The sequence below is a fragment of the Cryomorphaceae bacterium 1068 genome (assembly GCA_027214385.1).
Lineage (GTDB): Bacteria > Bacteroidota > Bacteroidia > Flavobacteriales_D > Cryomorphaceae > JAKVAV01.
Map to the genome: position 1 here is coordinate 292,519 of JAPVXR010000004.1, position 12,071 is coordinate 304,589.

The 12,071-nt window shown below is 44.2% G+C and carries 9 protein-coding genes; 7 read left to right on the forward strand and 2 right to left on the reverse strand.

Annotation, left to right across the window (positions count from 1 at the left end; all coding sequences use genetic code 11):
- Positions 1-110: 110 nt before the first annotated feature.
- From O3Q51_08145 to accC, 7 genes are all read left to right on the forward strand, one after another.
- Positions 111-1,520 carry a leucyl aminopeptidase gene (locus O3Q51_08145; protein MCZ4408774.1) on the forward strand — a complete coding sequence of 470 codons (1,410 nt, stop codon included), beginning with the start codon at positions 111-113 and terminating at the stop codon, positions 1,518-1,520.
- Positions 1,517-2,563, forward strand: a complete 1,047-nt coding sequence (gene pdxA / locus O3Q51_08150; GenBank protein MCZ4408775.1) for a 4-hydroxythreonine-4-phosphate dehydrogenase PdxA — start codon at positions 1,517-1,519, stop codon at positions 2,561-2,563. Before O3Q51_08145 ends, pdxA begins: the two co-directional genes overlap by 4 nt.
- 63 nt (positions 2,564-2,626) lie before the next feature.
- The gene (locus O3Q51_08155) at positions 2,627-3,124 is read left to right on the forward strand and encodes a DUF177 domain-containing protein (GenBank protein ID MCZ4408776.1); all 498 of its coding nucleotides are present in this window, start codon (positions 2,627-2,629) and stop codon (positions 3,122-3,124) included.
- Positions 3,125-3,139: 15 nt separating this feature from the next.
- A complete protein-coding gene (rpmF, locus tag O3Q51_08160) occupies positions 3,140-3,328 on the forward strand; it encodes a 50S ribosomal protein L32 (GenBank protein MCZ4408777.1) in 189 nt (62 codons plus the stop codon).
- A 138-nt stretch (positions 3,329-3,466) separates the two neighbouring features.
- Positions 3,467-4,465 carry a ketoacyl-ACP synthase III gene (locus O3Q51_08165; GenBank protein MCZ4408778.1) on the forward strand — a complete coding sequence of 333 codons (999 nt, stop codon included), beginning with the start codon at positions 3,467-3,469 and terminating at the stop codon, positions 4,463-4,465.
- Positions 4,466-4,504: 39 nt separating this feature from the next.
- A complete protein-coding gene (gene accB / locus O3Q51_08170; protein MCZ4408779.1) occupies positions 4,505-5,035 on the forward strand; it encodes an acetyl-CoA carboxylase biotin carboxyl carrier protein in 531 nt (176 codons plus the stop codon).
- A 14-nt stretch (positions 5,036-5,049) separates the two neighbouring features.
- Positions 5,050-6,393, forward strand: coding sequence for an acetyl-CoA carboxylase biotin carboxylase subunit (gene accC / locus O3Q51_08175; protein MCZ4408780.1), 1,344 nt, complete (start codon positions 5,050-5,052; stop codon positions 6,391-6,393).
- A gap of 80 nt (positions 6,394-6,473) precedes the next feature.
- Here the strand turns inward: accC and dxs are convergent, their stop codons facing one another.
- Positions 6,474-8,420, reverse strand: coding sequence for a 1-deoxy-D-xylulose-5-phosphate synthase (dxs, locus tag O3Q51_08180; GenBank protein ID MCZ4408781.1), 1,947 nt, complete (start codon positions 8,418-8,420; stop codon positions 6,474-6,476).
- Between the two features lie 155 nt (positions 8,421-8,575).
- A complete protein-coding gene (locus tag O3Q51_08185) occupies positions 8,576-12,070 on the reverse strand; it encodes an efflux RND transporter permease subunit (GenBank protein ID MCZ4408782.1) in 3,495 nt (1,164 codons plus the stop codon).
- Position 12,071 lies beyond the last annotated feature (1 nt).

Below are 12,071 nucleotides of genomic sequence, written 5' to 3' on the forward strand. Positions count from 1 at the left end.
AAGAACGAAATTAAACCTTCGTCTATTCTCTAATATCAAAAATTACGCCCGGTTCACTCAACTTATGATCAATTGGAAAAAGTTAGTTTTGTGTTCCCAAAAAGAAATGAATGCCTCCGATCTATAAAAAGCTAAAAAACTTATCCGGCAAAAGTCCTATTTGCTTTTTAGGAACAACACTTCCCAAGAGCGTAGCCGATAGTATTACAAATGATGGTGAAAAGTCCCTAAAGGCCGGGTTCCATAAAGGTCAAAAAGTAAGAACCATCTCTGATGGGGATCTTTTTCTGATCCAAGGAGCTCCTTTAGAATCCGGGAAAAATAAATCCGAACAACTGCGTCAATTCGGAGCATCCGTGTGGGAAGAATTATCCAGACAAAGGTTGAAGGATGTTGAGCTGGCAGGCGAAGGCGCCTCTTTCGTTGCCCTTGGTATAGCTCTTAAAGATTACCGATTTGAGATCTACAAAAAAGAAGGTAACCCCTACTCATTGGAGAGAATTTCGATTCTATTCGCTTCCAATGAAGAGATAAAAGAGTTGAGTGGCCTAACGGAAGCCATATTCTTCTCACGAGACTTGGTCAATGAACCAGCCAATATTCTCACGGCAAAAGAACTCGCCCAGCGCATTGTCAATGCCGGGAAAAGGGTTGGATACAGCGTTGAAGTATTAGGAAAGGCTCGTATCAAATCGCTCAAAATGGGTGGTTTACTTAGCGTAAATCAAGGTAGCACGAAAGAACCGACTTTCTCTATTATCGAGTACAAACCCAAAAATGCTGTCAACGACAAACCGATAGTTTTAGTCGGTAAAGGAATCGTTTATGATACCGGAGGTTTAAGTTTGAAGCCCACGGCCAATTCAATGGATATCATGAAATGTGACATGGGCGGAGCCGCAGCAGTAGCCGGAGCTATTCATGCAAGTGCATTAAATAACTTGCCTCTTCATATTATCGGGCTGATTCCAGCTACAGATAACCAACCCGGACCAGACGCTTACGGACCCGGCGACGTTATTACCATGTATGACGGAACTCAAGTTGAGGTGATGAATACCGATGCTGAAGGTCGCCTGGTGATGGCCGATGCTTTGGCTTATGCCAAGCAGTACCATCCATCTCTTGTAATGGATTTGGCTACGTTGACAGGATCCTCAATGCGCGCCATTGGAAATTATGCCGCCGCGACTATGGGAACAGCCGATGAAAAAACCAAAAAGATTTTGATCAATGCGGGTTTCGATTCAAACGAACGTTTGGTTGAATTTCCACTTTGGGATGATTATGAAACGGACTTACACAGCGATATAGCAGATACTCGAAATTTGGGACCATCTCCTATGGCCGACGTTATCATAGCGGGCAAGTTTCTGCAAAAATTTACTGACTATCCTTGGATGCACCTCGACATAGCCGGGCCTGCTTTTCTTCCCTCCTCAAGGGGATATTTGCCTAAAGGGGCAACTGGTTTCGGAGTGCATTTACTTTATGAATTCTTCAAAAAACTGAGCGCATGAGTACTGAAAAAATACGCGTAGGTATTACGCTCGGAGATATGAACGGGATCGGTCCCGAAATTATCCTGAAGACAGTATCTGACAATAGACTTGCACAAGATTTAACTATAGTAGTTTATGGTTCAAATCGAGTGCTCAATACCTATAAAAAAGAATTGGAAATAGAGCAGTTTTCCTTTCACGGAATTAAAGATGCTGCGGATGCCATTCCCAAAAAAGTGAATCTCGTTTCTCTTACAAAACAAGAGCTACCTGTCTCTCCGGGCGAAGTGACGGAAATAGCAGGTAAGCTTGCATTCATGTCCTTGGAAGCTGCGGTAAAAGATCTGGCGGGAAATAAACTGGATGTTTTGATCACATCTCCCATCAACAAGAAGAATATTCAGCAAAAGGGGTTTGACTTTCCCGGTCACACAGAATACTTAGCCAAATACAGCAATGTAGACCAAGCCTTGATGCTGATGTGCTCCGAAAATCTTCGTGTTGGTGTGGTAACCGGACATATCCCTTTGAAAGAAGTAAGCGAAAAGGTGACGAAAGAGCAGATTGTTGCGAAGCTTCTGGCTATGGACAAGTCTTTGAGAGTCGACTTCACCTTACAGAAACCAAAAATTGCCGTTTTGGGCCTCAATCCTCATGCGGGAGATAATGGCTTGCTGGGCATGGAGGAAAAAGATGTGATTACTCCAGCCATCAACGAAGCAAATGAACAAGGCGTTTTTGCTTTCGGTCCTTATCCGGCTGATGGCTTTTTTGCCGGTAGCTCCTTCAAAAAGTTTGATGCTGTACTTGCCATGTATCACGATCAAGGTTTGATTCCTTTCAAATCTATTGCGGGAGAATACGGTGTGAACTACACAGCCGGACTGCCAATTGTACGCACTTCCCCTTCTCACGGAACTGCCTACGACATAGCTGGAAAAGGCGTAGCCAGCGAGCAAAGCTTCAGGCAAGCCATTTATATGGCATGCGACATATACAGAAACAGGACTGAAAACAGACAGCTCGCTGCAAATGCTCTGGAAGTGAGTAAAAAAGAATAGTCATTCTCCTTTTTTGTTTATTCAAAATTTATCTACCTTTGCCGCCCCTCTATGGGAAAGGTCATGAAGGAGTACGTAATACCCATTTACGGTTTAAAGCCGGGGATTCATAATTACGAATTTGAATTGAACCGATCGTTCTTTGAATCCTTCGATAGTGAACTGCTTGATAATCCGAATATTCGGGTTAAGCTATTACTTGAGAAGACATCAAACATGATCATACTTAATTTCACCGCCGATGGCACAGGTGAAGTTCCGTGTGATCGCTGCGGCGACACGATGGAGTTACATCTTGAGTGTGCCGATAAGGTAATTGTAAAGTACGGCGAAGAAAAACCAGCGGATATCGATGATATCATCGTTTTGTTGCCCAACGAGCATGAACTGGATGTCTCAGATCGAATTTACGAGATGTTTGTTTTGAATATGCCTCTCAAATCGACTCACGAATCACTAGAAGATTGCGACCAAGATGCACTCAGCAGATTGAGCGGAAATGAAGGAAACGAAGATGACGACATAGACCCACGATGGGAAGCATTAAAAAAATTGAAGTAATAAAAACAAGGCGAAATGGCACATCCTAAACGGAAAATCTCCAAAACGAGAAGAGACAAGCGCAGAACTCACTACAAAACATCTGCCCCAACTTTGGCGGTTGATAAGACCACAGGTGAAGCTCACGTTTATCACCGCGCTCACTGGTACGAAGGCAAATTGTACTACAAGGGCCAAGTAGTTATGGAGAAAGCGGAAGCTTAAGCCTAAACAACAATATTGAATTAAATCAGCTCGAATGGGCTGATTTTTTTCGTTATTACCCCTCCCATTAGCCGCAACGCAGAGCAGGTCGATAAGTTTTCTAACTTTGGCGAATTGTAAATTTTAGCTGCAACCCTTATGAGCAATACAAAGGCTGCAATTACTGCCGTATCAGGTTACGTTCCGGAAGATAGGCTGACGAACGCTGACTTGGAAAAAATGGTCGATACCAACGATGAATGGATCAAGACCAGAACGGGAATTGAAGAAAGACGAATTCTAAAAGATCCTACCAAAGCCACCAGCGACTTGGGAGCGGAAGCAGTAAATCGACTCCTAGAAAAAAGTGGAGTCGCACCTGAAGAAGTTGATCTTTTAATCTGTGCAACTGCGACACCTGATCACCTTTTTCCATCTACAGCAAATATTATTTCAGATAAATGTGGACTCGTCAATGCCTGGTCATATGACCTCATGGCTGCATGCAGTGGATTCATCTATGCATTATCAACAGCTTCCCAATTCATTGAAACAGGGAAATACAAAAAGGTAGTCGTCGTAGGAGCCGACAAGATGAGTTCGATAATCGATTACGAAGATCGCGCTACATGCATCATTTTTGGTGATGGCGCAGGTGCTGTCATGGTTGAGCCAAGCGATGAAGGTTTGGGAGTTCAAGACTCGATTCTTCACAGTGACGGAAGCGGCAGAGAATTTTTGCACCAAAAAGCGGGTGGCTCACTTAACCCTGCTTCTATCAAAACAGTTGAAAATAAGGAACACTTTGTTTTTCAAGAAGGGAAAACGGTTTTCAAATTCGCGGTGAGCAAAATGGCTGATGTCGCTGAAGAGATCATGAAGCGCAATGAGTTAGAAAGTGATGACGTGAGTTGGTTGGTTCCTCATCAAGCAAATTTGCGCATCATCGATGCAACAGCTCGCAGAATGGGTGTTGATAATTCCAAAGTGATGATCAACATTCAGAAGTATGGAAATACTACCAACGGCACCATCCCACTTTGCCTTTGGGAATGGGAGAATAAATTGAAAAAAGGAGACAATATTATATTAGCCGCCTTTGGTGGTGGCTTTACTTGGGGGTCGGTTTACCTAAAATGGGCATACGACTCTAACTAATCAAACATTTTTATCTTTAGCAAAACAACAGTTTGACCAATGAAACTTACTGAAATTCAAGATTTGATCAAATTCGTATCTCGCTCAGGCGTTACGGAAGTAGAAATTGAGCAGTCCAATTTTAAGATCACCATAAAATCTGACCCTACGAAGAAGAGAGGAAAAGGAGCAACTGCGCAAGCAGATGCTTTTGTGCAGCCTCAAATGCCCATGGCAATGCCTCAAATGATGGCAGCGCCTCAACAAATGGTGCAGCCTCAAGCAGCTCCCTCACCAGCCCCGGCGACGCCTAGTGCACCGAAGGAAGAAAAGGCAGACGATAACTCCAACTACATTACCGTTAAGTCCCCTATGATCGGTACTTTCTATCGGTCTTCCAGTCCGGACAAGGATGCATTCATCTCTGTAGGTGATGACGTAAAGAAAGGAAAAGTGGTTTGTATCATCGAAGCCATGAAACTCTTCAATGAAATTGAAGCTGAAGTAGAAGGAAAAGTAGTAAAAGTCCTAGTAGACGATGCTACTCCCGTAGAATATGATCAACCTCTATTCTTGATCGATCCGTCTTAATCAAACCGAAACTTATGTTTAAGAAGATCCTGATTGCCAATCGAGGTGAAATAGCCTTGAGGGTGATACGTACTTGTAAAGAAATGGGCATCAAAACGGTGGCCGTTTACAGTAAGGCAGATGCGGATAGCCTGCCGGTTAGATTTGCTGACGAGGCCGTTTGCATAGGCCCTGCTCCCAGTTCTGAATCTTACCTGAAGATCCCTAATATCATCGCTGCAGCGGAAATCACCAATGCCGATGCTATCCATCCCGGCTATGGCTTCCTTTCGGAGAATGCCAAGTTCTCGCGGATTTGTGGAGAAAATGGTATCAAGTTCATCGGGGCAACCCCTGAACAGATTGAAGGGATGGGAGACAAAGCAACAGCTAAATCCACAATGTTGGCAGCGGGAGTACCTTGCGTACCCGGTTCTGAAGGCCTCCTGAAAGATGGAAATCACGCCCGCAAAATGGCCAAAGAAATTGGCCTTCCGGTAATGATGAAAGCCACTGCCGGAGGCGGTGGAAAAGGAATGCGTGTTGTTTGGAAAGAAGAAGAAATTCAAAAGCATTTTGAGGATATCCAGAGAGAGGCCTCAGCTGCATTTGGTAACGACGGTATCTACATGGAGAAATTCATCGAAGAACCGCGCCATATCGAGATTCAAGTAGCAGGTGACCAGTTCGGTACTTTCTGCCACATGAGCGAGCGGGACTGCTCGATTCAGCGTAGGCACCAAAAGTTAGTAGAAGAAACACCTTCGCCGTTTATGACAAAGGCTCTTCGAAAAAAAATGGGAGAAGCCGCCATCAAAGCTGCAGCTGCTGTAAACTACGAAGGAGTCGGAACGGTTGAATTCTTGGTAGACAAGCACCGCAACTTCTATTTTATGGAAATGAACACCCGAATTCAGGTGGAGCATACCATTACGGAAGAAGTGATCAATTTTGACCTTATCAAGGAGCAAATCAAAATTGCGGCAGGAGTGCCAATCAGCGGGCATAATTATGAACCCAAGATGCATTCATTCCAATGCCGGATAAACGCAGAAGATCCTTTTAATGATTTCAGGCCTTCACCAGGAAGGGTGATGGATTATCATTCTCCCGGAGGTCATGGAGTACGAATTGACACGCATGTGTATTCGGGCTATACCATTCCGCCGAATTATGACTCGATGGTTTCAAAATTGATCGTAGTGGCACAGACTCGTGAAGAGGCTATTAAGAAAATGCACCGCGCTTTGAGCGAATACATCATTGAAGGGGTGAAAACCACCATTCCTTTCCATATTCAACTCTTCGAAGATGAGAACTTCAAGAAAGGAAATTTCACAACGAAGTTTTTGGAAGACTTTAAAATAAAACCGGTTTAGGTTTTAAATCTGATTGGAAAAAGGAAAGGGCATCTGTTGTAGAAACAGGTGCCCTTTTTCATTTTAAGTCTTTTAGCAAACTACCCCGCTGAAACCTTATTCAGCTTTTGCAGCTTTTCAGCGAGCATTTCTTCAGCCGTAGCGGCAATATCATCCACATTAAAACCAGCTTCGGTGTAGAGTTGATCTTGGCTTCCATGTTCGAACCATTTGTCTTCAATACCCAGGCGTTTCACTTTGGCGGAATAACCGTGGTCTACCATAAATTCCAGCACCGCACTTCCTAGTCCACCCATCAAACAGCCGTCTTCTACAGTGATGACTTTGTCGAACTTGGAGAATACTTCATGGAGTAAAATCTCGTCGAGTGGCTTTACGAAACGCATATCGTAGACGGCCACATCAAGTCCTTCTTTTTCGAGTTTCTCAGCGGCGCTCACGGCAAAGTTACCCGGATGCCCTATACTCAAAATAGCCAGGTCACTTCCATTCTTCACACGGCGACCCGTTCCGATCTTAATTTCTTTAAACGGCGTTTTCCAATCGGTCATCACTCCTTGTCCACGCGGATAGCGAATGCTAAACGGGCCGTGCTCTTTCATTTGGGCGGTGTACATGATATTCCGCAATTCGCTCTCGTTCATCGGAGCGCTTACAATCATATTTGGAATAGCTCGGAAATAAGCCAAATCGTATGAACCATGATGGGTCGGCCCATCGGCTCCAGCAAATCCTGCTCTGTCCAAACAGAATACCACGTTCAGATTCTGCAGAGCCACATCGTGCACCACTTGATCGTAAGCACGCTGCATAAAGCTGGAGTAGATATTGCAAAAAGGAATCATTCCCTGAGTTGCCAATCCTGCCGAAAATGTAACCGCGTGTTGCTCGGCGATTCCAACGTCAAAAGCGCGATCGGGCATGGCTTCCATCATTATTTTCAAAGAAGAACCCGAAGGCATTGCGGGAGTAATCCCAACTATCTTATCATTCTTCTCGGCAAGCTCCACAATGCTATGTCCGAATACATCTTGGTACTTCGGTGGCTGAGGACTTTTCGGAACGACTTTAATGATTTCTCCAGTCTCCTTATTGAAGAGTCCGGGCGCATGCCAAACAGTCGGCGAGCCTTTCTCAGAGTGCTCGTAGCCTTTTCCTTTTACCGTAAGGGCATGAAGAATTTTCGGGCCGGGAATGTCTTTCAAATCTTCCATCACCTTTACCAAGTGATTTACATCGTGCCCGTCTACCGGGCCGAAGTAGCGAAAGTTGAGAGACTCAAACATATTGCTCTGCTTGAGCAAAGAAGACTTTACCGCGTGCTCTACTTTTTGGGCAATGGCCTGAGCATTTGGCCCAAACTTCGAAATCTTACCCAATAACTGCCATACCTCATCCTTCACCTTGTTGTAAGTGTGAGAAGTGGTGATGTCAGTCAAATATTCTTTTAATGCGCCCACGTTGGGGTCGATCGACATGCAATTGTCATTGAGAACCACCAAGAGGTTGGTATCCTCTACTCCACCGTGATTGAGTCCTTCAAAAGCCAAACCTGCCGTCATCGATCCATCACCAATAACTGCAATGTGCTGTCTGTCAAATTCGCCTTTTAGCCTGCTAGCTACCGCCATTCCCAAAGCTCCCGAAATAGATGTAGACGAGTGCCCTACGCCAAATGTGTCATACTCACTTTCTGATCTTTTAGGGAAACCACTGAGACCTCCGTACTTTCTATTGGTATGAAAATTCTTTCTACGACCTGTCAATAATTTATGGCCGTAGGCCTGGTGCCCCACATCCCAGACCAATTGATCGTAAGGCGTGTTGAATACATAATGAAGCGCCACCGTGAGCTCTACAACGCCAAGACTCGCACCGAAGTGACCACCTTTGGTTGATACGACATCGATGATGTAATCGCGAAGTTGAGCGCTAAACTCTTCGAGTTCTTGCTCCTTGATTTTTGAACGTAAGTCAGCGGGAATTTCGACTTGGTCGAGAAGATGACCTGCTTTATATTCACTCATAGAGTCGGCATTAGTAGGCAATTAACAAAAGTAAAAAATAAATGTTGCTAAGAACTCTAGAAATAAGCTACTCAGACCGGTTCCTCACTGATTAAAAAATGCAAAAAAAAAGGAAAGCCGTTTGAGACTTTCCCTTTTGTATTTTTGTTTAATCCCTATCGATCAATCGAATAGCTTGTATCTTTCTTGTGAATGAACCTGTACTTGATCTTTGCTAATATCAAATACATCACGGGGACAATCACCAATGTTAAAAATGTCGCGAACGACAAGCCGAAGATGATCGTCCATGACATCGGACCCCAAAAGATCACATTATCTCCTCCCACATAAATCTTCGGATCTAACTCACTCACCAAGCTAAAGAAGTCAATATTCAAGCCTATTGCCAACGGAACCAACCCCAAAATTGTGGTAATGGCCGTGAGCAAAACGGGACGCAGTCTGGTTCTACCTCCTTCGATAATGGCATAAACCGTTTCTTCAAACGGGAGTTTTTCATCCAAAGGTAAGTTGAGCTCTTCCTTACGTCTGGTTCGAATTAAGTTGGTGTAGTCAATCAAAACGATGGCATTATTTACCACAATTCCCGCCAGGGAGATAATCCCGATCATGGTCATGATGATGATGAAGTCCATGCTGAAAATGACCAAACCAAGGAATACGCCGATCAAGCTGAAAAGCACCGCAAATCCTATAATAAAGGGCGTTGATATAGAATTAAACTGAGCCGTGATAATGATTATGATCATAAAAAGGGCTAGCGCCAAAGCCGTTGTGAGGAAGTCAAGTTCTTTGGCTTGCTCTTCCTGCTGTCCGGTGAAGAGAACCTTTGTGTCGGGGTTGCTTTCGTAATCCTTCACCATCTCCTTCATTTTTCCAACGATTTCGGTAGAGTTATACCCTGTAAGAACGTTGGAAGAAATGGTAACTACTCGGTCGAGATCACGACGCTTTACTGCGCTGAAAGTACTTGATTTCTCAGAACGGGCTACTGAAGAAATCGGCACCTGCACAATCTTTCCGGTTGATTGGTCCCGAAAAGTCAAACGCATATTCATTAAGGCGTCTTCATTGTCGCGGTAGTGTTTTAGGAGGCGTACATTGATGGGATAATCATCTTCGCCGTCTTTGAATGTAGACACCTCTTTTCCGAACAAGGCAGTTCTCATAGCGTCGCCGATCTGATATGTTGACACATTGAGTCTCCGTGCTTTATCACGATCGATGATGATCGGCATTTCAGGCTTACCTGTTTCTATATCGAGTTTTAATTCTTCTACTCCCGGTATGTTTTGATCCTGGAAAAAGGACTTAAGCCCTTGAGCATCTGCCATGATTTTTTCGTAGTCTTCTCCTCGAACTTCAATATTGATGGGGGCTCCTTGTGGCGGCCCTGCTTCGTTTTTACTAACGGTAATTTGGGTTCCCGGATATCCTCGAAGTTCACCGCGAATGCGTTCTAACACATCACTCGTTTGAAGTCCTCTTCGATCTTGAAATTTGACAAACTGGACCGTGATCCGTGCTTTGTGAGGCGTATTGGCCTGAGAGAAACCCTGAGCGGGATCACTCGTTCCATCACCTACCTGCCCGATTACAGATTCGATAAGGAAGGGAATTCGCTCTCCGTCTTTTTGGTAGTAATATTTGTCGTCATCCAAAATTTCAATCACCCTTTTCTCAAGCTCGAGAGTAGTGCGATTGGTCTCTTCTATATCAGTACCTATAGGCTTTTCGATGAAAATGTTAAGGTACTGTGGCTCGTTGATGGGAAAGAATTCCACCTTAGGAGGAAAGATCCCAAAGAGCATCAGCGAACCGATCAGCAGGAGAAAGGTTCCTCCAACAAAAGCATAAGGTCTCTTACCATCAAGGGCGTAACCTAAAAAGCGCTTGTAGTATTCCTCAAGCTTTGGAAGTATCTGATTCTGCAGACGCTTGGTTCCTGGTGTAAGGATGTAAACATTCAGAATCCCCGAGATTCCGATAAAGAGCGAAATATTCCCAAAAATCATTAAGATGCTTTGATCTGCTACTACAGAAATAACATCGAGAAAAACTCCAACTGCAACGAAAATAAGACTGTTCTTGAGCATTTTCCCTTTGTTGATATCAGGCTCTCCCACTTTCATATATACCGATGTCAGCATTGGATTAATCACCAACGCCACAAATAGCGAGGATGACAGAACAATGATCAGTGTGATGGGCAAGAAAAACATGAACTCACCGAAAAGCCCGGGCCAAAAAGCCAGTGGTAAAAAGGCCGCCAATGTGGTCGCGGTAGAGGCAATAATGGGTATGGCCACCTCCCCTACACCTAGCTTGGCTGCCTGAATGGGCGGATATCCCTCATCCATAAGTCGGTAAATATTCTCAACCACTACAATACCGTTATCTACCAGCATTCCCAAGGCCAATACCAACCCGAAGAGTACCATTACATTAAGCGTAACTCCAAGGGCCCCTAAAATCAAGAAGCTCAATAACATGGAAAGTGGAATGGCAATACCTACAAAAAGTGCGTTTCTGAGTCCGAGGAAAAACAAGAGGACTCCTGTAACGAGCAATACACCGAAGATGATGCTGTTCAAGAGCTCATCAACTTGGGTTCGTGTTTGGTCGCTCTGATCGTTGGTAATGGATATTTGAAGATTTTCGGGAAAAATATCGGCTTTCGCCTTCTCTATTATTTCGGAGATTTTGTCAGAAGCCTCAATAAGATTCTCGCCTGCACGCTTTTTCACATCGACCATTACCACAGGCTTCAGGTATTCACGAGCATAACTCTGGGTTTCCTCCTCTCCAAAGCTCACGTCAGCGACATTTTTTAGATATACAACCTCTTGGTTCTCTCGTTTTACGATGACGTTTTCTATTTCCTCGACATTGCGAAACTCACCGATAATACGAACGTTTCTGTTGTACTCATCCACCAAAAGATCACCTCCCGAAATGGTGACATTCTCCTGTGCTATGGCATTGGCAATATCATCAAAGCTTATTTTCATCGCCTCAATGGCCAGCAGGTCGACGTCAATCTTGACTTCCTTGTCCATTACTCCACGGATATCTACCTCTGTAATTTCAGCAAGATCTTCGATTTCGTCTTCAAGGTACTCTGCATAATCCTTGAGTTGTTCTATGGAGAAATCACCCGATAAGTTGATGTTCATTATCGGTATCATCTCAGAAAAGTTCAACTCGAAAACATTGGGGTCAGCAGGAAGATCTTGCGGAAAATCTCGATCGCTCATAGCGATATCTACCTTGTCCTTTACCTTTCGTAGCGCCTCATCGGGAGTCACATCAAAGCTGAATTTCACCTGTATGGTAGAATATCCTTGAACGCTGGTGGAGTTTATCTCGTCCACTCCGGTAATGGCGTTGATTTCCTTTTCGAATGGCCGGGTAATCAATTTCTCAATATCCAACGGCGAGTTTCCGGGATAAGGAGTCCCTACATAGATCTCAGGAGTTACGACATCGGGGAAATTCTCTTTTGGCATACCCATATACGAGGCTACCCCTCCGAGGAAAATAATAATTGCCAGTACGAAGACCGTGGTTTTATTATCCACGGAAAGCGATGAAAGACCAAACTCTTTATAGCCTTTTCCGCTTTTTTCAGTTGTGTTTTCTGCCATC

Coding starts and splice junctions, on each gene's coding strand:
- accB (MCZ4408779.1), top strand. CDS start 4,505: ATGAAACTTACTGAAATTCAAGATTTGATCAAATTCGTATCTCGCTCA.
- O3Q51_08155 (MCZ4408776.1), top strand. CDS start 2,627: ATGAAGGAGTACGTAATACCCATTTACGGTTTAAAGCCGGGGATTCAT.
- O3Q51_08185 (MCZ4408782.1), bottom strand. CDS start 12,070: ATGGCAGAAAACACAACTGAAAAAAGCGGAAAAGGCTATAAAGAGTTT.
- accC (MCZ4408780.1), top strand. CDS start 5,050: ATGTTTAAGAAGATCCTGATTGCCAATCGAGGTGAAATAGCCTTGAGG.
- O3Q51_08165 (MCZ4408778.1), top strand. CDS start 3,467: ATGAGCAATACAAAGGCTGCAATTACTGCCGTATCAGGTTACGTTCCG.
- dxs (MCZ4408781.1), bottom strand. CDS start 8,420: ATGAGTGAATATAAAGCAGGTCATCTTCTCGACCAAGTCGAAATTCCC.
- O3Q51_08145 (MCZ4408774.1), top strand. CDS start 111: ATGCCTCCGATCTATAAAAAGCTAAAAAACTTATCCGGCAAAAGTCCT.
- rpmF (MCZ4408777.1), top strand. CDS start 3,140: ATGGCACATCCTAAACGGAAAATCTCCAAAACGAGAAGAGACAAGCGC.
- pdxA (MCZ4408775.1), top strand. CDS start 1,517: ATGAGTACTGAAAAAATACGCGTAGGTATTACGCTCGGAGATATGAAC.